22 protein-coding genes are annotated in these 20,685 nt (G+C 64.9%); 19 read left to right on the top strand and 3 right to left on the bottom strand.

All coding sequences use genetic code 11. The features are described from left to right. The first annotated feature begins 41 nt into the window (after positions 1–41). The 15 genes from OU426_RS02770 to OU426_RS02700 all read left to right on the top strand — a co-directional run bounded on the left by OU426_RS02770 (position 42) and on the right by OU426_RS02700 (position 15,355). Complete coding sequence (locus OU426_RS02770; RefSeq protein WP_267632316.1) at positions 42–929, top strand: branched-chain amino acid ABC transporter permease; 888 nt, start codon at positions 42–44, stop codon at positions 927–929. After that, positions 926–1,876 (top strand): branched-chain amino acid ABC transporter permease, encoded by a 951-nt coding sequence (locus OU426_RS02765; RefSeq protein WP_267632315.1) that lies wholly within the window; start codon positions 926–928, stop codon positions 1,874–1,876. Before OU426_RS02770 ends, OU426_RS02765 begins: the two co-directional genes overlap by 4 nt. Continuing rightward, the gene (locus tag OU426_RS02760; RefSeq protein WP_267632900.1) at positions 1,873–2,583 is read left to right on the top strand and encodes an ABC transporter ATP-binding protein; all 711 of its coding nucleotides are present in this window, start codon (positions 1,873–1,875) and stop codon (positions 2,581–2,583) included. Before OU426_RS02765 ends, OU426_RS02760 begins: the two co-directional genes overlap by 4 nt. A 28-nt stretch (positions 2,584–2,611) precedes the next feature. Further along, positions 2,612–3,307: an ABC transporter ATP-binding protein gene (locus OU426_RS02755; RefSeq protein WP_267632314.1), complete on the top strand. Its 696-nt coding sequence runs from the start codon at positions 2,612–2,614 to the stop codon at positions 3,305–3,307. Further along, a complete protein-coding gene (locus tag OU426_RS02750) occupies positions 3,307–5,340 on the top strand; it encodes a hydantoinase/oxoprolinase family protein (RefSeq protein ID WP_267632313.1) in 2,034 nt (677 codons plus the stop codon). Before OU426_RS02755 ends, OU426_RS02750 begins: the two co-directional genes overlap by 1 nt. Beyond that, on the top strand, positions 5,333–7,009 hold the full coding sequence (locus tag OU426_RS02745) for a hydantoinase B/oxoprolinase family protein (protein ID WP_267632312.1): 1,677 nt from the start codon (positions 5,333–5,335) through the stop codon (positions 7,007–7,009). The genes OU426_RS02750 and OU426_RS02745 overlap by 8 nt, the downstream gene beginning before the upstream one ends. A gap of 204 nt (positions 7,010–7,213) precedes the next feature. Next, positions 7,214–8,233 (top strand): BMP family protein, encoded by a 1,020-nt coding sequence (locus OU426_RS02740; RefSeq protein ID WP_267632311.1) that lies wholly within the window; start codon positions 7,214–7,216, stop codon positions 8,231–8,233. Beyond that, positions 8,230–9,780, top strand: coding sequence for an ABC transporter ATP-binding protein (locus tag OU426_RS02735; protein WP_267632310.1), 1,551 nt, complete (start codon positions 8,230–8,232; stop codon positions 9,778–9,780). Before OU426_RS02740 ends, OU426_RS02735 begins: the two co-directional genes overlap by 4 nt. Next, positions 9,770–10,819 (top strand): ABC transporter permease, encoded by a 1,050-nt coding sequence (locus OU426_RS02730; RefSeq protein ID WP_267632309.1) that lies wholly within the window; start codon positions 9,770–9,772, stop codon positions 10,817–10,819. Before OU426_RS02735 ends, OU426_RS02730 begins: the two co-directional genes overlap by 11 nt. 1 nt (position 10,820) lies before the next feature. Further along, positions 10,821–11,765, top strand: a complete 945-nt coding sequence (locus tag OU426_RS02725; RefSeq protein WP_267632308.1) for an ABC transporter permease — start codon at positions 10,821–10,823, stop codon at positions 11,763–11,765. Further along, positions 11,765–13,039 carry an amidohydrolase family protein gene (locus OU426_RS02720; protein WP_267632307.1) on the top strand — a complete coding sequence of 425 codons (1,275 nt, stop codon included), beginning with the start codon at positions 11,765–11,767 and terminating at the stop codon, positions 13,037–13,039. The genes OU426_RS02725 and OU426_RS02720 overlap by 1 nt, the downstream gene beginning before the upstream one ends. A 181-nt stretch (positions 13,040–13,220) precedes the next feature. After that, a complete protein-coding gene (locus OU426_RS02715; protein WP_267632306.1) occupies positions 13,221–13,427 on the top strand; it encodes a cold-shock protein in 207 nt (68 codons plus the stop codon). Positions 13,428–13,652: 225 nt separating this feature from the next. Further along, positions 13,653–14,156, top strand: a complete 504-nt coding sequence (locus tag OU426_RS02710) for a type III secretion system chaperone family protein (protein WP_267632305.1) — start codon at positions 13,653–13,655, stop codon at positions 14,154–14,156. Positions 14,157–14,210: 54 nt separating this feature from the next. Next, on the top strand, positions 14,211–15,023 hold the full coding sequence (gene proC, locus OU426_RS02705; protein ID WP_267632304.1) for a pyrroline-5-carboxylate reductase: 813 nt from the start codon (positions 14,211–14,213) through the stop codon (positions 15,021–15,023). Next, a complete protein-coding gene (locus tag OU426_RS02700) occupies positions 15,020–15,355 on the top strand; it encodes a tRNA-binding protein (RefSeq protein WP_267632303.1) in 336 nt (111 codons plus the stop codon). Before proC ends, OU426_RS02700 begins: the two co-directional genes overlap by 4 nt. A gap of 20 nt (positions 15,356–15,375) precedes the next feature. Here OU426_RS02700 and OU426_RS02695 read toward each other — a convergent pair whose 3' ends face one another. Both OU426_RS02695 and OU426_RS02690 read right to left on the bottom strand, forming a co-directional pair. Then, positions 15,376–15,738: an SPW repeat domain-containing protein gene (locus OU426_RS02695; RefSeq protein WP_267632302.1), complete on the bottom strand. Its 363-nt coding sequence runs from the start codon at positions 15,736–15,738 to the stop codon at positions 15,376–15,378. Between the two features lie 131 nt (positions 15,739–15,869). Beyond that, positions 15,870–16,838, bottom strand: coding sequence for an AraC family transcriptional regulator (locus OU426_RS02690; protein ID WP_324289791.1), 969 nt, complete (start codon positions 16,836–16,838; stop codon positions 15,870–15,872). A 122-nt stretch (positions 16,839–16,960) separates the two neighbouring features. On the opposite strand from OU426_RS02690, the gene OU426_RS02685 reads away from it, so the two are divergent. Together OU426_RS02685 and OU426_RS02680 are read left to right on the top strand one after the other, a co-directional pair. Next, on the top strand, positions 16,961–17,488 hold the full coding sequence (locus OU426_RS02685; RefSeq protein ID WP_267632301.1) for a DUF4142 domain-containing protein: 528 nt from the start codon (positions 16,961–16,963) through the stop codon (positions 17,486–17,488). After that, positions 17,476–17,838: a cupredoxin domain-containing protein gene (locus OU426_RS02680; protein ID WP_267632300.1), complete on the top strand. Its 363-nt coding sequence runs from the start codon at positions 17,476–17,478 to the stop codon at positions 17,836–17,838. Before OU426_RS02685 ends, OU426_RS02680 begins: the two co-directional genes overlap by 13 nt. Positions 17,839–17,932: 94 nt before the next feature. Here the strand turns inward: OU426_RS02680 and OU426_RS02675 are convergent, their stop codons facing one another. Further along, positions 17,933–18,529 carry a thymidine kinase gene (locus tag OU426_RS02675; protein WP_267632299.1) on the bottom strand — a complete coding sequence of 199 codons (597 nt, stop codon included), beginning with the start codon at positions 18,527–18,529 and terminating at the stop codon, positions 17,933–17,935. Positions 18,530–18,858: 329 nt separating this feature from the next. On the opposite strand from OU426_RS02675, the gene OU426_RS02670 reads away from it, so the two are divergent. After that, a complete protein-coding gene (locus OU426_RS02670; RefSeq protein ID WP_267632298.1) occupies positions 18,859–19,317 on the top strand; it encodes a hypothetical protein in 459 nt (152 codons plus the stop codon). A 99-nt stretch (positions 19,318–19,416) separates the two neighbouring features. Beyond that, positions 19,417–20,676: an aspartate kinase gene (locus OU426_RS02665; RefSeq protein WP_267632297.1), complete on the top strand. Its 1,260-nt coding sequence runs from the start codon at positions 19,417–19,419 to the stop codon at positions 20,674–20,676. Positions 20,677–20,685 lie beyond the last annotated feature (9 nt).

The following is a 20,685-nucleotide window of genomic DNA, read 5'->3' as shown; positions in this document are numbered from 1 at the left end:
CGGGGGCGTCATAGCCCCCGTCCGAACACCGAGAGGGACAGATGGGGTTCGGACCGCTTCTTTTGCTGGCGATCCTGGAAGGCGCGGTGACGGCCGCCGTTCTGGCGCTGACTGCTGTCGGCCTTTCGCTGACCTTCGGCATCATGCGCGTGGTGAATGTCGCGCATGGCGAGTTCTTCATGCTGGGGGCGGTCCTTGCCTGGTTCGTCAGCCAATGGTTTCCCGACGCGCCGCTTCTGGCTTTCCTTCTTGCGATGGTGGTCTGCCCGCTTGTTGTTGCGGGCGTGGCGGTGCTGGCCGATGTGCTGATCCTGAAACGGTTGCACTATGAGCCCGAGGCGACCATCGTCGCCACCATCGGGCTTCTCTACATCTTCCAGCAGGCGGCGCTGAGTTTCTTCGGCCCGAACGCGCGTCCCGTAGCGCCGCCTTTCAACTTCCGCGTCCAGCTGCCATGGTTCGGATATTCCGGTTACAAGCTGTTCGTGATCCTCGCCGCGGGGGTGCTGCTGCTTCTCGTGTGGCTCCTGATCACAAGGACGAAGATAGGCCTCGTGATGCGTGCGACCCAGATCGACCGAACCACCGCCAAGGCTTTCGGCATCAATGTCGACCGGGTTTACGCGATGACGTTCGGCATCGGTGCGGGCCTGGCTGCGATTGCGGCGGTTCTGGTCGTGCCGATCCAGCAGGCACATTACCTGATGGGCGGCGATCCGCTGCTTCTCTCGTTCATCGTGGTCATCCTCGGCGGTCTCGGCTCTCTCAGGGGCACTTTGATCGCAGCCCTGCTGATCGGGCTTCTCGACGGGCTTCTCTCCACCGCCTTCTTCTTTCCGCCGACCTTCGCCAAGATCGTTGCCACGCTTCTGGTGGCACTCGTCCTCGTCTTCCGGCCCGAGGGCCTTTTCGGCAGGCGCACCGCATGAGGGACCGCGCGCTTCTTTCCCATCTCGGGCTCGTGGCCGTGCTTATGGCCGCGCACTGGATGCTACCCGCCTACCATCACGATGCGGTCGCGAAAGTGTTGGTCCTGTCGGTCTATGCGATGGGCTACAACATCGCCTTCGGCTATACCGGCATGCTGTCACTCGGCCACGCGCTCTTCTTCGCGGCCGGGCTTTATGGCGCGGCGATGCCCCTGACGCTCTGGGGCTGGACGGGCGGACCGGCACTGGCGGCGGGCCTTGTCGCCGCCACTGTGCTGGCGGCGGCTGTCGGGCTGCTGGCACTTCGGACGCGCGGCGTCTCCTTCATGATCGTCACCCTGATGTTCGCGCAGGCGGGCTATCTGACCATTCTCTACCTCGGCCGCTGGACGCGTGGCGACGAGGGGATCGTCATCGCCCAACCCTTGCGCCGGATCATGGGCCTCGATCTTTCCGACGGCGCGACGCGCTACCTTGCCGCGCTCCTCCTCTTTGTGCTGGGACTGCTTGCCTGCCTGCACCTTGTCCGCTCGCCCTTCGGCCGGGTGATGGTGGCGATGCGCGAGAATGAGGAGCGGGCGCGGATGCTCGGCTACAATCCGTTTACCGTCAAACTCGCTGCGCTGACGCTCTCGGGTCTTTATTCCGGGGCGGCAGGGGCGGCTTATGCGCTGATGTTCGGCTATGCGGGTGCCTCGCTTGCCGGCGTGCAATATTCGATCCTGCCGATGCTCTGGGTCCTTCTCGGTGGCGCAGGCACCGTTGCCGGGCCGTTCCTTGGCTGCCTTCTGATGTTCTACCTGATCGACTATGCGTCGGTAATTACCTCCGCCACACTTCTGGTGGTGGGCGTGGCCTTGGTGGCGCTTGTTCTTTTCGCGCCGAAGGGCGCGCTCGGCGCGCTCCGCGACCGTCTGGGCAAGGAGGGGCGGGCATGGCTGCCGTGACCCTTCTCGAAGCGCGCGGCCTGACCCGGCATTTCGGCGGGCTGAAGGCGGTCGACGGGGTGGATCTCGATCTGGCCCGGGGCGAGATTCATGCGCTGATCGGGCCGAACGGCGCGGGCAAGACGACCTTCGTGAGCCTTCTGTCGGGCCGGACGCCCGCGCAATCCGGCACGGTCCGCTTCGAAGGACGTGACATCACGCGCCTGCCCGCCCATGCCCGCGTCCGGCAGGGCATCGCCTATACGTTCCAGATCACCCAGGTCTTTGCGAACCTTACGACCTTCGACAATGTGGCGCTGGCGGTGCAGGGCAGAGGCGTCTCGAAGCGGCTTGTCCGCGAGACAAGCGCTGCGCTCGAACGCGTCGGTCTGGCCGACTGCGCGGACGAGGTCGCCGGGACGCTCTCGTACGGTCATCAGCGACTGTTGGAAATTGCCATGGGTCTCGCCCTCAATCCCCGGCTTCTGATCCTTGATGAGCCAACGCAGGGGCTGGCGATCGGCGAAATCGAGAACTTCAAGCGGCTGATCGAAGGGCTGGTGCCGGAGCGGACGGTGCTGCTGATCGAGCATAACATGGATGTGGTGATGGACCTTGCCCACAGGATCACTGTCCTGAACTTCGGCCAGGTGCTGTCGACCGGCACGCCCGAGGAGATCCGGGCGAATGCCGCCGTTCAGGCCGCCTATCTCGGGGGGCAGGCATGAGGCGTGTCGAGCGGGCAGGGAAGCGGGCATGCTGAAGGTCAGCGCCATCCACGCAGGCTACGGGCCGGTGCAGGTGCTGAGCGGGCTTTCGCTTGAGGTGAGCGAAGGCGAGGTTCTCTGCCTCATGGGCCGCAATGGCGCGGGCAAGACCACGCTTCTCAGGGCGATCATGGGGCTCATCCCGGTCACGGACGGCGAGGTGATGCTGGATGGAGAGGCCATTTCCAGGCTGCCCGCGCACGAGGTTCCTAAACGCGGCGTCGGCCTCGTCCCGCAGGGGCGGCGGCTTTTCGGCGATCTGACGGTGGCGGAGAATCTGGAGGTCGGGCTGATGACCCGGGGACGGGGCGCGCGGGTGCGTGAGCATGTGCTGACGCTCTTCCCGCGTCTGCGCGAACGCTTGGGACAGGTCTCCCGCACATTGTCCGGGGGCGAACAGCAAATGCTTGCCATCGCCCGCGCGCTCTGCCTTGAACCCAAGGTGCTGCTGCTGGACGAGCCGACCGAAGGGCTGCAACCCTCGATGATCGCGCTGATCCGTGACACGGTGCGCGATCTGAAGGCGACGGGCGTGGCGACGATCCTGATCGAGCAGAGGGTGGATGTGGCGCTATCGGTAGCAGACCGGATCGGTTTCGTTTCAGCGGGCAAAGTGGCAGAGGTGGCGGAGGCGACGGCGCTGACCGTGGCCGCGCCGCAGTTCCAGACCTATGTGGGGGTGTGATGGCAGGGCTGGTCGCGGGGGTCGATGTTGGCGGCACCTTCACCGATCTGGTGATTTTCGATGCAGCAAGCGGCGCGGTCCGGCTGGCCAAGGTGCCGACAACGCTCGACAATCAGGCGTTTGGCGTGCTGGCGGCTTTCGATGAGGCGGGGGCGGACCTCGCCGCGCTTGACCTGATCGTCCATGGCACTACGACCACAACGAACGCGGTTCTTGAACGCAAGCTGTCGCGCACGGGTCTGATCACCACAGAAGGTTTCCGCGACGTTCTGGAACTGGGTCGCCGCACCCGCCCGCAGCCCTATGGTATGACGGGCCGCTTCGTGCCGGTCATTCCGCGCGACCTGCGGCTGGAAGTGCCCGAACGGATGGATGCGCGCGGCCGCGTGCTGACGCCCCTGGACGAGGAAGCTGTCACCACGGCGGTGCGGCAGCTTCTGGATCAGGGCTGCGAAAGCCTCGTCATCCATTTCCTGCATTCCTATGCCAATCCGGCACATGAGCTGCGCGCGGGCGAGATTGCCGCCCGCCTCTGGCCCAACCGCTATGTGACCCTCGGCCACGCGCTCCTCTCCGAAAGCCGGGAGTTCGAGCGCGGGGTGACGGCTGCGGTCAATGCCTCGGTCCAGCCGCTTCTCGAACGCTACATGGCGCGGCTGTCGGATGAACTGGCGGCGCGCTGCTACAGGCGTGAGCTTCTGGTGATGAACGGCAATGGCGGGATGGTGTCGGCCCGCGCCGTCGCCCGCGAGGCGGTCAAGACGGTGATGTCAGGCCCCGCCTCGGGTGTGATGGCTGCCGTCTACACCGGGCGGCGGGCGGGGATAGAGAATCTCGTCACCTACGACATGGGCGGTACCTCGACCGATGTGGCGATGATCCGGGCGGGCAGGGCGCCCGTGTCGAACGAGATCGAGGTCGAATATGCGATGCCGATCCATGTGCCGATGGTCGATGTCAGGACCGTGGGCGCGGGCGGCGGGTCAATCGCCCGGGTCGATGCGGGCGGCATGCTGCGCGTCGGCCCCGAAAGCGCCGGGTCGAACCCCGGGCCCATCTGCTACGGGCGTGGCGGAACGGAGCCGACAATCTCCGACGCCAATGTGCTGCTCGGCCGTCTGTCGCCCACGCGCTTCGGCCATGCGCTTGACCGGGTGCGCGCGGCCTTTGCCGACCGGATCGGCGCACCCTTGGGTCTCTCGGCCGAACAGGCGGCAGAGGCGGTCTTGACGCTCGGCAATATCCATATGGCGGGCGCGATCCGCATGGTTTCGATCTCGGTGGGCGCCGACCCGCGCGATTTCGCCCTCTTCGCCTTCGGCGGCGCGGGGCCCTTGCACGCGACGGCACTGGCGCGCGAACTGGCGATCCCGAAGGTCCTGATCCCGGCCCGCCCCGGCATCACCAATGCGCTCGGCTGCGTGGTGGCCGATCTGCGTCACGATTTCGTGCGCACCCTGAACCGCCCGCTCGACACGGTGGACATGGAGGCGGTCCATGCCATCTGGGCTGCGCAGGAGGCCGAGGGCCGCCGCCTGATCGGCGCCGAGCGGATCAGGGTCCGCGAGGTGCGGACGGAATTCACCGCCGACATGCAGTTCATCGGCCAGACCCACCTCCTGCGCGTCCGCCTGCCGGACGGCGCGCCCGCGCGGGACGCCCTGCAAGCGGCATTTGAGCGTGCCTATTTCGACCGGTTCCGCGTCGATCTGCCGACGATCCGGGCCAACCTCGTGAACCTCAACTGTTCGGTGATCGGCGAGCGGCCCTCCATCGACCTGTCCACCCTCATCGATCCCGCCGGGCGCCGCCCGTCGCTGACAGAGGCGCAGACCGGCACGCGCCCCGTCTGGTTCGGCGGCTGGGTCGAGACGCCGGTCTACTGGCGCGACCATCTGCCAGCGGATGCCCGCCTTACCGGCCCCGCGATCATCGAGCAGATGGACACGACCATCGTGATCGAGCCCGGCGACCGGGTCGAGACCGACGCAGAGGGCAATCTGATCGTGACGGTAGGAGGCACCCGTGCTTGACCCGATCACCCTCGCCGTCATCCAGGCGGGCCTGCAGCAGGTCTGCGACGAGATGGACCTGTCTTTCTCGCGCGCCGCCTTCTCGCCCGTCATCGCCGAGGCCGACGACCGCTCGGACGGAATCTATGATCCCATCGACGGCAGCCTGATCGCACAAGGCTCGCGCGGCCTGCCCGTCTTCGTCGGCACCATGCAATTCTCGACTCGCCATATCATCGAACGCATCGCTTCCGGCCTGACGAAGCCGCCGGATGAGGGCGATATCTATATCGTCAACGACCCCTATCTCGGTGGCACCCATTTGATGGATGTGCGCTTCGCCATGCCTTTCTACCGGCAGGGCGAGATCTTCTGCTGGCTCTCAAACACCGGTCACTGGCCTGACACCGGCGGCGCGGTGCCGGGCGGCTTTTCGGCAAGCGCGATCAGCGCCGAGCAGGAGGGGCTGCGATTGCCCCCGGTGAAGCTTTTCAAGAAAGGTGTGCTGCAGGACGAACTCTGGCAGGTCATCTGCTCGAATATCCGCGTCAGCGAACAGCGGATCGGCGACGTGAAGGCGCAGGCTGCGGCGCTTCTCGTGGGCGCCGAACGGCTGACCACGATCCTTGACCGCTATGGTGACGGGGCGGTGCGCGCGGCGATAGCAGAAATGCGCAGCCGCGCCGCGCGGCAGATGGAGGCAAACGTGCGCCTGATCCCGGAGGGTGACTGGAAGGGGAAGGCCATCATCGACAGCGACGGCGTGGTGAACGAACCGCTGACGATCGCCCTGACGGTCACGCGCAAGGGTGGCAGCCTGACCTTCGATTTCAGAGGTTCCTCACCGCCCTGCATGGGGCCGATGAACTCGGTCCGCGCAACGACCTTCTCGGCGGTCTATCTCGCCATGCGGCATATCTTCCCTGATGTGCCGATGTCGGCGGGCGCTTTCGAGCCGTTCGAGATCGTGAATATCGAAGGCACCTTCCTTGACGCCCAATACCCTCGCCCGGTCTCGGGCTGCGCGGCCGAAGTCAGCCAGAGGATTGCCGAAGCCGTTTTCGCCGCCCTTGTCGCCGCGCTGCCCGACCGTGTCACCGCCGCGCCCGCCGGAACCTCGGGCAATTTCGGCCTTGGTGGCCACGACCCCGAACGCGGCCGCGATTATGTGATGTACCAGATTTCCGGCGGAGGCTATGGCGGCAATGCCGACCATGACGGGCTCTCGAACGGCTGCTCGACCATCGGCATTTCGAAGGCGCCGCCTGTCGAGATCATGGAACAGACCTATCCGGTCCTCTACCGCCGCTACGCGCTGCATGAAGGCTCGGGTGGCGCAGGTGAACATCGCGGTGGCTTCGGCCTCGACTATGAGATCGAGCTCCTGCGCGGCAGCGCCCGCGCGAGCTTCGTGATGGACCATGGCCGCACCGGCCCGCAGGGTGCGCTCGGCGGCGCCGATGGCGCGGTGAACCGGGTCGAGATCATCAGGCCCGCCGGCACGGTGATACCTGAGCATCTCTCGAAGGCGCAGGACATCCCGCTTCAGCCCGGCGACCGGGTCCGGGTCCGCACACCGGGCGGCGGCGGTTATGGCGATCCAGCACGGCGTGACCCGGCCGCCTTGGCCGAGGATGTCCGCCTCGGCCGTTACAGCACGGCCGAGGCGCAACGGCTTTTTTCTCGGTAGGGCCTCAACCGCACTTCACGTTCTGTCCCGAAATACTCCGGGAGGGTCCGGGAGGGCAGAGCCCTCCCGGCGGATCGTCCCCGCCAGAGGCGGGACGAAATATTTCGCGGGCCGTCCTGACGCGGGGTAAAATAAAGTTGCGCGAATCTGCGAAGAAATTTACCGATTGATAAAAATAACGACTGCCAACCAACGGGGACCCAGATGACCACAAAACCGCTCTTCGCCGGTCTGACCCGGCGCACGCTTCTCGCATCCGCCGGCGCCGCCACCGGCCTCTCGCTCATGCCGCACCGGGCGGTCGCAGCCGACCCGGTCAAGGTGGCGGGCATCTATACCGTGCCCGTAGAACAGCAATGGGTCAGCCGCATTCACAAAGCGGCCGAAGCCGCCAAGGCCGCGGGTCTGATCGACTACAGCTACACCGAGAACACCGCCAACACCGACTATCCGCGCGTGATGCGCGAATATGCCGAGGGCGGCGCCAAGCTCATCGTGGGCGAGATCTTCGGCGCCGAGCAGGAGGCGCGCGAGGTGGTGCTCGATTATCCTGAAGTGGCCTTCCTTCTGGGGTCGAGTTTCATGCCGGACGAGGCCTATCCCAATCTCGCCGTCTTTGACAATTACATTCAGGACGCCTCCTATCTCTCAGGTATCATTGCTGGTTCCATGACCCAGTCGGGCAATATCGGCATGGTCGGCGGCTTCCCGATCCCAGAAGTCAACCGGCTGATGAACGCCTTCATGGCCGGCGTGCGCGAGACGCGGCCGGACGCCAAGTTCCAGGTTTCCTTCATCGGCTCCTGGTTCGATCCGCCCAAGGCCAAGGAAACCGCCTTCGCGATGATCGACGGCGGGGCCGACCTGCTTTACGCCGAACGGTTCGGCGTCTCGGACGCGGCCAAGGAGCGCGGGGTTCTCTCGATCGGCAATGTGATCGACACCCAGGGCGACTATCCCGACACGGTCGTCGCCTCGGCGCTCTGGCACTTTGAGCCGACCTTCAACAAGGCTTTGGAAAATGTCATGGCCGGGACCTTCAAGGCCGACAATTACGGCGTCTATTCCTTCATGAAGGAAGGTGGTTGCTCGCTTGCCCCCCTCGGCACGTTCGAAGGCAAGGTGCCGGAGGCAGCAGCGAAGCTCGCCGCCGAGCGCGAAGCGGCGATCAAGGACGGGTCCTTCACCGTCGCCATCGACGACGGCGAGCCGAAATCCTCGTGAGTGACAGGGACACGGGCGGGGCGGAGGTTGTCCTCCGCCTCTCCGGCATCACCAAGCGCTTCGGTGCGCTTCTGGCCAATGATGCGATCGGCTTTGATCTGAGACGGGGCGAGGTCATTGCCCTTCTCGGCGAAAATGGCGCGGGCAAGACCACGCTGATGAACATCCTCTTCGGCCATTACACGGCCGATGCGGGAACGGTCGAGGTTTTTGGCCAGCCCCTGCCGCCCGGCCATCCCCGCGCGGCGCTCGCGTCGGGCGTCGGCATGGTGCACCAGCATTTCACCCTGGCCGATAACCTGTCTGTTCTGGACAATATCCTCCTGGGCACCCGATCGCTATTCTCACCAAGCCTCGGCAACGCGGCGGCACGGGCGCGCGTCAGCAGACTCGCGCAGGACTTCGGCCTCGCAGTCCATCCGGACGCCCGGGTCGGCAGCCTGTCGGTCGGTGAACGCCAGCGGGTCGAGATCCTGAAGGCGCTCTATCGCGACGCCCGTATCCTGATCTTGGACGAACCCACGGCGGTCCTGACCCCGCAGGAAACCACCGCGCTCTTCGCGACCTTGAAGAAGGCGGTGGCGCTTGGCCTCTCGATCATCTTCATCTCGCACAAGCTGGGCGAGGTCATGGAAATCTCCTCCCGCGTACTCGTCCTGCGCCACGGAAAACTGGTGGGCGAGGTCGAGACGGCGCGGACCGACCGTCACAGGTTGGCCGAGATGATGGTGGGGGCAGAGATTGCCGCGCCCAAGGTGGCGGAACGGGTGCCCGGGCCGGCACTGCTGACGCTCAAAGGTGTCGAGACGGCGCGCCGGGGCAATGCGCCGAGGCTGAAGGGGGTGGATCTTGAGCTTCGGGCAGGGCAGATCATCGGGCTTGCGGGCGTTTCCGGCAATGGCCAATCGGCGCTCGCCGCGCTGATCGGCGGGCTGGAAAGCCCGACCCAAGGCCGGATGGATCTGGCCGAGGATGACGGAGTCGACTGGTCGCCGCGCTCCGCCCTTGCTGCGGGCATCGCCCGCATTCCCGAGGATCGCCACCGCACCGGGACGGTCGCGGATTTCTCGCTGACCGAAAATGCCATCCTAGAAAGCTACGCCCGCGCGCCGATGAGCCGCCGGGGCTGGATGGACTGGCGCGCGGCGGAAGGCTTCGCCCGCCGGATCATCGAAACCTATGACGTGCGCTGCCCGGGGCCTTCGGCCCGCATCCGGCTTCTCTCTGGCGGCAATATGCAGAAGCTGATCCTCGGCCGGGTTCTGGAAGCGGCCCCGCGGATCATTCTGGCGAACCAGCCGGTCCGGGGCCTCGATATCGGAGCGGTGACCTTCGTCCACAACCGCCTGATCGCGGCCCGCGACGCGGGGGCGGCCGTCCTGCTGATTTCAGAAGACCTCGACGAGGTCACGGCGCTGTCGGATGTCATCCATGTGATCTACGAAGGCCGCCTGTCGCCCGGCTTCCCGCGCGGGACGAAGACACCGGCGGAGCTTGGCCTCTGGATGGCGGGGCAGGGGTTCGGGGAGGCCGGTCATGCGGCTTGAACCGATCGCCAATCCCACTCTGGCGCGACGGATCGTCTTGCCCGCGGTTGCACTGGCCCTGACGGTCATCGCAGCCTCGTTTCTGGCGCTGCTCGCCGGTGCCAATCCGTTTGCAACACTCGGGCTGATCCTTTCCGGCGCTGTCGGCTCGAAGTTCGCGCTTCTTGAGACACTGAACCGGGCGACGCCGCTCATTTTCACTGGCCTCGCCGCCGCGGTCGCCTTCCGGGCGCGGCTTTGGAACATCGGGGCGGAGGCGCAGCTGTATGCGGGCGCGGCCGTCACTGTGATTCTTGGAACCGGGGCGTTGGGGTTGCCTGCAGCGCTCCTCCTGCCGATCCTTGCGCTGGCAGCGATGCTCGCAGGGGCCGCGATCCTGCTCGGCCCGGTGCTGTTGAAGACACGCCTCGGCGTGGACGAGGTGGTGACGACGCTTCTCTTCAATTTCATCATGCTCCTGTTCGTCTCCTACCTTCTGGAAGGTCCGATGAAAGACCCGATGGGGATGGGCTGGCCCAAGTCCGCCGCGTTGATCCCCGAGGCGCGCCTGCCGCGCATCGTGACCGGCCTGCGCCTGCACTGGGGCTTCGCGCTCGCCCTTCTGGCGGCGGTTGCGGTCTGGGTCATCCAGACGCGCACGACCTTGGGCTATGAAATCCGCGCCGTAGGCCTCAATGCCGAGGCGGCGCGTTTCGCGGGCATTCCGGTCAACCGGGTGATGGTGAAGACCGCGCTTCTGTCAGGCGGGCTTGCCGCGCTCGCGGGCTTTTCCGAGGTTGCGGGGCTGAAGGGCAACCTGACGCTCGATCTCAGCCCGGGCTTTGGCTATGCGGGGATCATCGTCGCGATGCTCGCGCTCCTCAACCCGTTGGGCGTTGTCCTCTCGGCCCTCTTCGTTGCAGGCGTCTTCGTGGGCGCCGACAGCATGAGCCGCGCCGCTGCCGTTCCCACCTACATCGCCGACATCCTGACAGCGACCGCACTTCTGACCATGGTGCTGGCACTCAGGCTCACCCACGCCCGCGTCCGCTGGAGGTAAGATGGATCTCTTCGACATCCTCCTGAACGCAAGCTTCTGGGCCGCTGCCGTGCGCATCGCCTCGCCCCTGATCTTCGCCACGCTTGGAGAACTGATCTGCGAACGCGCGGGCGTCCTGAACCTTGGCATCGAGGGGATAATGGTCGCGGGCGCCTTTGCCGGCTGGATGACGGTCTATCTGGGCTTCGGCCTTTGGACCGGGGTTCTGATCGCCATGCTGGTGGGCATGGCCTTTGGTTTCCTGCACGCGGTACTTACCGTGCCGTTCGGCCTGTCGCAGCATGTGGTTGGGCTTGGCGTCACGCTTCTGGCCACCGCGACGGCCTATTTCGCCTATCGCCTGTCGCTGCCCGAAGTGACCTCACCGCCAAAGATCGAACCCTTCCAACCCTTCGAAATCCCGCTTCTGGCGAAGCTTCCGCTGATCGGGCCTGCCTTCTTCGCCCAGACGGCGCTGACCTATCTGGCTTTCGCATTGGTTCTCGCGGTCTGGCTGCTGCTCTATCGCACGCCTTTGGGCCTCGCGCTTCGCGCAGCGGGGGAAAACCCGGCTGCGGTCGAGGCGCAAGGGCTTTCGGTCACCGCGATCCGCATGGGCGCGGTGATCGCTGGTTCGGGCCTGATGGCGGTGGGCGGGGCCTTCCTGACCATGTCGGCCTTTTCCTCTTTCTTCTTCGAGATGGTGAACGGCCGCGGCTGGATCTGCATCGCTCTGGTGGTCTTCGGCGCCTGGCGGCCAGGAAAGGCGGCGCTTGGTGCGCTGCTGTTCGCGGCCTTCGACGCGCTGCAGGTGCGGCTGCAACAGACCCCTATGGGGGCAATCGTGCCCTATCAGTTGTTCCTGATGGTGCCATATGTTCTGTCGATCCTGGCACTCGTCTTCATGTCGCGGCGGGCTGAGGTCCCCGCGGCGCTGATGGTTCCGTTCAACAAGGGGGAACGCTGATGTTCGATCTTCTGATCAAGGGCGGAACCCTGCCGGACGGCACGGTCGGCGACATTGGCATCAGGGGCGACCGGATCGTGGCCGTTGGCCGGATCGAGGGAGAGGCACGCGAGGTGATCGACGCGACCGGCGATCTTGTCTCGCCGCCGTTCGTCGACCCGCATTTTCATATGGATGCGACTTTGTCCTATGGCCTCCCGCGGGTGAATGCCTCGGGCACGCTTCTTGAAGGGATCGCGCTGTGGGGGGAGTTGCGGGACATAGCGACCGTGGACGAGATGGTCGACCGCGCGGTGACCTATTGCGACTGGGCGGCCTCGATGGGCCTGCTGGCGATCCGCACCCATGTCGATACGACGCCCGACCATCTGCGGGGCGTCGAGGCGATGCTGGAGGTGAAACGCCGGGTGGCGTCTTACATCGACCTGCAACTGGTGGCATTTCCCCAGGACGGGCTCTACCGGACGAAGACGGGGCGTGAAAACGTCATCCGCGCGCTTGACATGGGTGTCGATGTCGTGGGCGGCATCCCGCATTTCGAACGGACGATGGAGGAGGGGGCCGAAAGCCTGCGCGATCTTGGCCGCATCGCGTCTGAGCGCGGTCTAATGTGGGATGTGCACTGTGACGAGACCGACGATCCGATGAGCCGCCATGTCGAGACGATGGCGAGAGAGGTCACACGCCACGGTCTGGGGGGCAGGGCGGCGGGCAGCCATCTGACCAGCATGCATTCGATGGATAATTACTATGTCTCGAAGCTTATGCCGCTGATCGCCGAAAGTGGGATGACCGCCATTCCGAACCCCCTGATCAATATCACTCTGCAGGGCCGTCACGACACCTACCCCAAGCGGCGAGGCCTGACGCGGGTGAAGGAGATGCAGGCCCAGGGCATCACAGTGGGCTGGGGCCAGGATTGCGTGATGGACCCCTGGTATTCGCTCGGCACCGCCGACATGCTCGATGTGGCCTTCATGGGGCTGCATGTCGCGCAGATGACCCATCCCGAGGAGATGGCGCGTTGCTTCCGCATGGTGACGGAAGACAATGCGCGGATCATGAACCTCGAAGCCTACGGCCTGAAGGTCGGCGACAAGGCGTCGCTCGTCGTCCTCGACGCCGGCAATCCGACTGAGGCCCTACGGCTCAGGGCCGAGCGTCTGGCTGTCGTGTCGAACGGCAAGGTCATCGCGCGGCGGCACCGCAATGACACGCGGCTGACGATTGCGGGTCGGCCGGGCACGGTTCGCAGGCGGCATCCAGACCGATGATCCGCAGGGGCGCCCGGCTGTTAAGCCCCGATTTTCCTTGCTTTGTGGACAAATAGGGTCCATATCGGCACGGCGACGTTATCTTTATCGACCCTGTCTCCGACTTCGGCCTCAGCTTTCGATTCTGCCTGACTGCGCCGAGCCGCCGCATCCTGCGGGCGGATTACAAAGGAGACACACGATGGCCACCGGCTCCGTGAAATGGTTCAACGCCACCAAAGGCTTCGGCTTCATCGCCCCCGATGGCGGCAAGAAGGACGTGTTCGTCCACATCACCGCGCTTGAGCGTGCGGGCATCCGCGAACTGAAGGACGGCCAGAAGGTCACCTTCGACATCGAAGCGGGCCGCGACGGTCGCGAATCGGCGACGAACCTCCAGCTCGCCTGATTTCAGGCTTGACGGACTGAAAGACGGGGCCTCGTGCCCCGTCTTTTGCTTTTCGGGGCCCTGATTGTTCCCGGTGCGGCAACCTGTGGAGAAATAAAGCTTTACAGCCCCGACCCCTGCGTTCACCATATCTGGTAAGGGGAGGCGACAGGCAACGCCGAACCTTGTAGGAACACCGAGCATTTGGGGGTAGCGTCCCATCTGCCAATAAAGCAAGGGCCGGGCATGTCGATTTCCGAAGAATTCCTCGGATCGGACGAGATCCATCCGATTGATATCGTCGAGACTTTTGCCGAATCGCACCAATGGGATTTTGACCGGGTCACCGACGATCAGATCGCGATGACGGTCGAAGGCCAGTGGCGCACCTATTCCATCACGCTCGCCTGGTCGGGCCATGACGAGACGTTGCGTCTGATCGCGACCTTCGAGATGGACCCGCCCGCCGAGAAGCTTCCTGCGCTTTATGAGGTGCTGAACCGTGCCAATGACATGGTCTGGTCGGGTGCCTTCACCTTCTGGGCCGAACAGAGGCTGATGGTCTGGCGATACGGCCTTGTGCTGGCGGGCAGCCAGATCGCGACGCCTGAACAGATCGACAGACTGATCACCCAGGCGGTTCTCGCCGCCGAACGGTTCTACCCGGCCTTCCAGCTTGTCGCCTGGGGCGATGATGCGCCCGAACGCGCGCTTGATGTAGCGCTGAACGAGGCCTACGGGCGCGCCTGACCCCTTTCTTCTGCCGCCCGCGCCTGTAATGTCGCGGGTGATGGAGGAAAGTTCATGTCGATGAAGGAACTGGACCGCCGAGGCCTCGTGCTGATCGGCTGCGGCAAGATGGGCTCGGCGATGTTGGCGGGCTGGCTGGAGCGCGGGCTTTCCCCTGCAGCGGTCTGGGTCAGCGATCCGAACCCGAGCGACTGGTTGCAGGCACAGGGCGTGCGGATCAATCAGGGTCTGCCACCAGACCCCGCCATCGTGCTGATCGCGGTGAAGCCTCAGATGATGGGCGCGGCCTTGCCCGGTCTGGTGGCGCTTGGCGGTGGCGGGACTTTGTTCCTGACCGTTGCGGCAGGGACGACGATTGCGACCTATGAACAGGTGCTCGGTGCCGCGACGCCGATGGTGCGTGCCATGCCGAATACTCCGGCGGCGATCGGCAAGGGCATTACGGCAATTTGCAGCAATGGCGCCGCAACGGAGGCGCATCTGCGGCTCGCCGAAGAGCTTCTGTCGGCGGTCGGTCAGGTGGTGCGGCTTGAAGGCGAACATCAGATGGATGCGGTCACCGCCGTCTCCGGCTCCGGCCCGGCCTATGTGTTCCACCTGATCGAGACGCTCGCGGCAGCGGGTGCCGCCGAAGGCCTGCCGCCCGCGCTGGCCATGCAGCTTGCCAAGGCCACGGTCGCGGGCGCCGGCGCGCTGGCGGAGGAAGCGGCGGAAGCGCCGGATCAACTGCGGGTGAATGTTACCTCGCCGGGCGGCACGACGGCGGCCGCGTTGAAGGTGCTGATGGATGAGGCGACGGGGTTCCCGGCACTTCTGAAAGAGGCGGTCCATGCCGCAGCCGAACGGGGCAGGGAGCTCGGGCGATGACCATAACCTTCGACGATTTCCTGAAAGTCGATATCCGCGTCGGTCGCATCACCCGCGCCGAACCTTTCCCCGAGGCGCGCAAGCCGGCTGTGAAGCTCTGGATCGATTTCGGGCCGGAGCTTGGAGAGAAGAAATCGTCGGCCCAGATCACCCGGCACTATATGCCCGAGGCACTGATCGGGCGGCAGGTCTTGGCAGTGGTGAACTTTCCGCCGCGCCAGATCGGCCCGGTGATGTCGGAAGTCCTGACGCTTGGCGTGCCCGATGCCGATGGCGAGGTCGTGCTGATCGGCCCGGGCCATGACGTGCCTTTGGGAGGGCGCCTCTACTAGCGCCCGCCCAGTGGGTCCGGTCAGGCGGACAGGGCCGTGCCTTCGGGCTTCGAGAGGCCGATAACTGTCACCACCGCCGCGCCGTTCAGCCAGTAATAGGCGGCATCAAGCCCGCTGAAGCCAAAGATGAAGGGCAGGGCAAGGAACAGGAGACCCACGCACAGATCCACCGCCAGATGGACCTTGTAGGGCAGGACCCGGATCAGTCCGGTCTGATGATCGGTAAAGACAGTCAGCGCGAACGCCGCAAGCCCGACAATGGGCGAAATTGTCAGCGCGAGCGGGTGGGAGGTGCCGAGGCCCAGCAGGAAGGGCAGGGAGATCAACGCGAGGGCGACGGGATAGTCGATCCAGGCATGGATGGTCTTGGTAACGAACCGCATTTGGTATCCTTTCGAGAGGTTGGGGTCTGGCGGCGGTGCCGCACTGACGCCTTCCTACCGGCAACGGTTCGGACGATTAAGTTCAGATGGTTCGCAAATCTTGTCTGATCGTCCGTAAGTGCGGACGGATCTCAGGCCGCTTCCAGGTCGGCCTGCGCATGGCGGAAGGCGGCGGGCGGCATGCCGATCTCTTTCTTGAAGACGCGGCTGAAAGCCGATTCCGATCCGTAGCCCGACAGTTCCGCCGCCTCCGCCACGCTCAGCCCGCGTGCCGACAGCGCGTCGCGCGCGATCTGCATCCGCCAGGAGGTGACATAGGCCATCGGCGTGACGCCCAGGAGGCTGGTGAAACGCTCGGCGAAACTGGTGCGCGACAGGCCCGCCTCGCGCGCGAGGTCTGCGACGGTCCAGCTTCGCGCCGGGGCGCGGTGAAAGGCCGACAAGGCCCGCGACAGGTTCGGATCGGCAAAGCCCGCGATGCCGCTCTCGTCCGCCGCCGCCTCCTCGACATGGGCGCGGATCGCCTGGGCAAAGATCGCCTCGGACATTTTCAACGCGATCAGGTCGCTGCCCAGACGCGCCCGCCCGGCCTCGGCCCCGATCACCTTCAGCGTCGCCTCCAGCCAGGGGCCGGTCTCGGCGCCGTAGCCGCGCAGATGGATCACCGGCGGCAACCTTTCGAACAACAGGTGCCGCGAGCCTTCGGCCAGCGAAAAGTGCCCGCAGATGAGCTGGATGTCGCGCTTGCCGCCATCGCCGCCCCAAACAAGCACCCCTTCGCCGCGATAGCCGGACCGTTCCAGAACCGAATCCAGTTCCATCGCTTCTGGCGGCATGGTCTTGGGGCAATGGATCACATGGGCCGCGCCGTGTGGAATGATCGCCAGATCGCCCTGCGCCAGCATCAACGTCTGCCCGGTCTCGGGCACATGCACCAGACAATCGCCGCGGTGGGCGTAGTGGAAACGCGCCACATTGCGATAGGGCGGCACCTTGACTCCCCAGGGCTCGGAAAAGCTCGTGCGGAAGTACAGCGTGCCGCGCAGCGAGAGGCGAGTAAGGATGTCGCTCAGAAGGTCCAGCATGGGCGGAAGATACACGGGCGAGGGGCGGTCGTCCAGACTTCCGGACGATCTGGCATAAAAGCCGGACCGTGTGGCATTCAGACGCCGGAAAGACTGTGGCATCCCACCGTCACTGACACCCTTAACGGAGAAAGACGATGAAGATGCTTCCCCTGGTTCTCGGTCTCGCTGTCGCGGCGACCGGGCTTGCCGTTCAGGCCGACGAGGCGATGAACGACCTCGAGATCGCGCACACCGCCTATACGGCGGGCGGGCTCGATATCCGCTATGCCCATCTGGCGCTGGCGATTTCCGAAGATGAGGCGGTGCGGGAATTTGCCGCGACGATGATCCGCGACCATTCGGCAGTGAACGACGCGGCGGGCCAACTGATCACCGAACTGAAGGTGACGCCGCAGGACAATGCGCTGTCGCAGGCCTTGGTCGAAGGGGCAGCCGCCAAGCGGACCGAGCTGATGGCGCTCTCAGGCCATGCGTTCGACTGCGCCTATGCAACGAACGAGCTTGGCTATCACCAGATCGTCAACAAGACGGTCGCCGAAAGCTTCATCCCCGCGGTGACGGTCGCGCCGCTGAAGGAGCTTCTTGAAAGCGCGCTGGAAACCTTCCGTGCGCATGAGGCGCATGCCGAACGGATGGTCGCGGGGCTGGCGTGCGCGGGCTGACCCCCCTCTCGCGACGCAGGTTCGGCCAGGGTCTGGGCGCTGCCCTCACCCTGGCCGGACTGCCGCGCGTCGTTTCGGCCCACGACGGTCCGCACGTAGCAGAGGTGCGGATCATGGGGTTTGCCTACCAGCCGCGCGTGCTTGAGATCCTCGCGGGCGACAGCGTGGTCTGGCGGAACGAGGATATCGCCCCCCATACCGCGAGTGCGGCCGATGGCAGCTGGGATACCGGCGCCATCGAGAAGGGCGAAAGCGCGGAGATGACTTTCGATAGACCGGGCGAATTTGCCTATGTCTGCGCCTTTCACACCCACATGAAGGCAACGGTCAAGGTCATGCCGAAAGGCTAGGCGAGAAATCCAACCCGAGGGTCCCGCGCCAAGACGCGGGGCCCGAGACATGTCTTGGCGCCGCAGGCGCCGCGATCGGATCACGGCTGGTTCGTCAGTGCGCGCCAGCAGCAGGTTCGCCGATCTCTTCCCGCCAGTGACGCCGGCACAGGGACACATAGGTCTCGTTCCCGCCGATCTGCACCTGCGCCCCGTCGCGCAGCGCCTTGCCGTCCGGTCCCCGCCGCACCACCATCGTGGCCTTCTTGCCGCAATGGCAGATGGTGCGCACCTCGCGCATCTCGTCGGCCAGCGCCAGAAGCGCCGCCGAGCCGGGGAAGAGCTCGCCTCGGAAATCGACGCGCAGCCCGTAGCACATCACCGGCACGCCCAGATCATCGACCGCACGTGCAAGCTGCCAGACCTGTTCGCGGCTCAGGAACTGCGCCTCGTCGAGGAAGATGCAATCAAGCGGTCCGGTTGCGAGGCGACGGCTGATCATCTGGAAAAGATCGGTCGCCGCATCGAACATGTCGGCATCCTCGCCGATGCCGATCCGGCTGGCGATGCGGCCCGCACCGGCGCGGTCGTCAAGCCGCGCGGTCAGAAGGTAAGTCTGCATGCCCCGTTCGCGGTAATTGTAGGACGCCTGAAGAAGCAGCGTCGACTTGCCCGCGTTCATGGTCGAATAATGGAAGTAGAGCTTGGCCATAGGCTCCCATAGCGCGGCAGCGGCATCCGCCGCAAGATCGGCGGGGGCTGGCCTTTCAGGACGGCCCCTCCCGCTGCCGGCGGGCCGCGGGAGGGACCAATATCCTAAATCAACATGCACCACCAAGCGTCAGAGCCGTACCCCGGCCAGCCCCCAATTGGCTAAGACACCCCACTTGAAAACCCGCCAGAGGCGGTCACTCGTTAAGGTTCCGTAACGTCCGGAACGCTTTATCAATGACAAAGCCGGGGCAGGGACTTAATGGGAAAGAGACCGGCCCTTTCCCCGCTTGATTTTGGCGCACTGGGCACGACAGGTAGGAGTAGAGCGTGGCGAAGACAGCGGTGAACTACCTCAAGCGGCATTCCGAGGCGCTGGTGAAGGACGTGGGCATTGAGGCCGCTGCCGCCCTCTCCGGCAAGTCGAAGGCGACGCTTGGTCGCTATTATTCCGACGACCCCGAACATGGCGACCGTTTCATGCCGATTGATGTTGTTGCGGCGCTCGAATCCGCGGCGCGTTTTCCCCATGTCACCGCAGCACTCGCCGACCTGCGCGGCATCACGCTCTCTTACGATCAGGACCGCAAGGGTGACGGCAAGGGCGGGGTGAATTCGGATGTCGTGGCCCTTAGCCAGCGGTTCGCAATGCTGATGGCGGAATATAATGCGTCGATCGAGGACGGCCGGATCTCGATCAATGAAGCCAAGCGCTTGCTGAACGAGACACTGGCGATCCAGAAGGTGCTGATCGACATGAAACTGCATCTCGAAGAAGAGGCGACCTGAGCCTCCGCGCCGCTTTCGCCTCTTGCCCTCTCCCCCCTGCGCGCATAAGAAGCGCGCGGTTCGATCAGCGGAACCCGTTCCGGGACAAAAGGGGGGCAGATGCCGCTTCTTGTTATGAAATTCGGCGGCACTTCAGTGGCCGATCTGGAGCGGATCGAAAATGCTGCCAAAAAGGTCCAGAAAGAGGTTGATCGCGGCTATGACGTGATCGTCATCGTCTCGGCCATGTCAGGCAAGACGAACGAGCTGGTGGGCTGGGTCGAAACCACGTCGAAGCTTTATGATGCGCGCGAATATGATGCCGTGGTCGCCTCGGGCGAGAATGTGACGGCGGGCCTGATGGCGCTGCGTCTGCAGGAAATGGGCGTGCCGGCGCGGTCCTGGCAGGGCTGGCAGGTGCCGATCAACACTACGTCAGCGCATGGCTCCGCCCGTTTCGTCTCGATCCCGCGCGACAATCTCGACGCGAAATTCGCAGAAGGGTTCAAGGTCGCGGTGGTCGCGGGCTTCCAGGGTGTCAGCCCCGAGGGCCGGATCACCACGCTCGGCCGTGGCGGGTCGGACACGACCGCCGTGGCCTTCGCCGCCGCCTTCGGGGCCGAGCGCTGCGATATCTACACCGACGTGGACGGGGTCTATACGACCGATCCGCGCATCTGCGCCAAGGCGCGCAAGATGGACAAGATTGCGTTCGAGGAAATGCTGGAACTGGCCTCGCTCGGCGCCAAGGTTTTGCAGACGCGTTCCGTCGAGCTTGCCATGCGCTACAAGGTGCGCCTGCGGGTTCTGTCGTCCTTTGAAGATACCGATGAAACGTCCGGCACACTGGTCTGCGACGAGGAGGAAATCATGGAATCGAAAGTCGTCTCGGGCGTCGCCTACAGCCGCGACGAAGCCAAGATCACCCTCGTCACGGTCGAGGACCGGCCGGGCGTCGCCTCGGCGATCTTCGGGCCCTTGGCCGACGCGGGCGTGAACGTGGACATGATCGTCCAGAACATTTCCGAAAAAGGCCATGACGATGCCCATCCCGGCGCCGTCACCGACATGACCTTCTCCTGCCCGGTCAACCAGGTCGAACGGGCCAAGAAGGCTGTCGAGGATGCCCGAGCGGCGGGATCGATCGTCTATGAGGATCTCGTGGTCGATAGCGATGTCGCCAAGGTCTCGGTCGTTGGCATCGGCATGCGCAGCCATGCGGGCGTCGCCGCCAAGATGTTCTCGGCACTCGCGTCCGAAAATGTGAATATTAAGGTCATTGGTACATCAGAGATCAAGATCTCTGTCCTCATCGACCGTAAGTACATGGAACTTGCGGTCCAGGCGCTGCACGATGCCTTCGAGCTTGAGAAGGGCTGAGTGACAGGT

Source organism: Frigidibacter sp. RF13, assembly GCF_026626305.1.
Lineage (GTDB): Bacteria > Pseudomonadota > Alphaproteobacteria > Rhodobacterales > Rhodobacteraceae > TMP-24.
This window is presented reverse-complemented; position numbering and strand designations above follow the sequence as displayed.

Coding starts and splice junctions, on each gene's coding strand:
- OU426_RS02770 (WP_267632316.1), top strand. CDS start 42: ATGGGGTTCGGACCGCTTCTTTTGCTGGCGATCCTGGAAGGCGCGGTG.
- OU426_RS02765 (WP_267632315.1), top strand. CDS start 926: ATGAGGGACCGCGCGCTTCTTTCCCATCTCGGGCTCGTGGCCGTGCTT.
- OU426_RS02755 (WP_267632314.1), top strand. CDS start 2,612: ATGCTGAAGGTCAGCGCCATCCACGCAGGCTACGGGCCGGTGCAGGTG.
- OU426_RS02750 (WP_267632313.1), top strand. CDS start 3,307: ATGGCAGGGCTGGTCGCGGGGGTCGATGTTGGCGGCACCTTCACCGAT.
- OU426_RS02740 (WP_267632311.1), top strand. CDS start 7,214: ATGACCACAAAACCGCTCTTCGCCGGTCTGACCCGGCGCACGCTTCTC.
- OU426_RS02730 (WP_267632309.1), top strand. CDS start 9,770: ATGCGGCTTGAACCGATCGCCAATCCCACTCTGGCGCGACGGATCGTC.
- OU426_RS02725 (WP_267632308.1), top strand. CDS start 10,821: ATGGATCTCTTCGACATCCTCCTGAACGCAAGCTTCTGGGCCGCTGCC.
- OU426_RS02720 (WP_267632307.1), top strand. CDS start 11,765: ATGTTCGATCTTCTGATCAAGGGCGGAACCCTGCCGGACGGCACGGTC.
- OU426_RS02715 (WP_267632306.1), top strand. CDS start 13,221: ATGGCCACCGGCTCCGTGAAATGGTTCAACGCCACCAAAGGCTTCGGC.
- OU426_RS02710 (WP_267632305.1), top strand. CDS start 13,653: ATGTCGATTTCCGAAGAATTCCTCGGATCGGACGAGATCCATCCGATT.
- proC (WP_267632304.1), top strand. CDS start 14,211: ATGTCGATGAAGGAACTGGACCGCCGAGGCCTCGTGCTGATCGGCTGC.
- OU426_RS02700 (WP_267632303.1), top strand. CDS start 15,020: ATGACCATAACCTTCGACGATTTCCTGAAAGTCGATATCCGCGTCGGT.
- OU426_RS02695 (WP_267632302.1), bottom strand. CDS start 15,738: ATGCGGTTCGTTACCAAGACCATCCATGCCTGGATCGACTATCCCGTC.
- OU426_RS02685 (WP_267632301.1), top strand. CDS start 16,961: ATGAAGATGCTTCCCCTGGTTCTCGGTCTCGCTGTCGCGGCGACCGGG.
- OU426_RS02675 (WP_267632299.1), bottom strand. CDS start 18,529: ATGGCCAAGCTCTACTTCCATTATTCGACCATGAACGCGGGCAAGTCG.
- OU426_RS02665 (WP_267632297.1), top strand. CDS start 19,417: ATGCCGCTTCTTGTTATGAAATTCGGCGGCACTTCAGTGGCCGATCTG.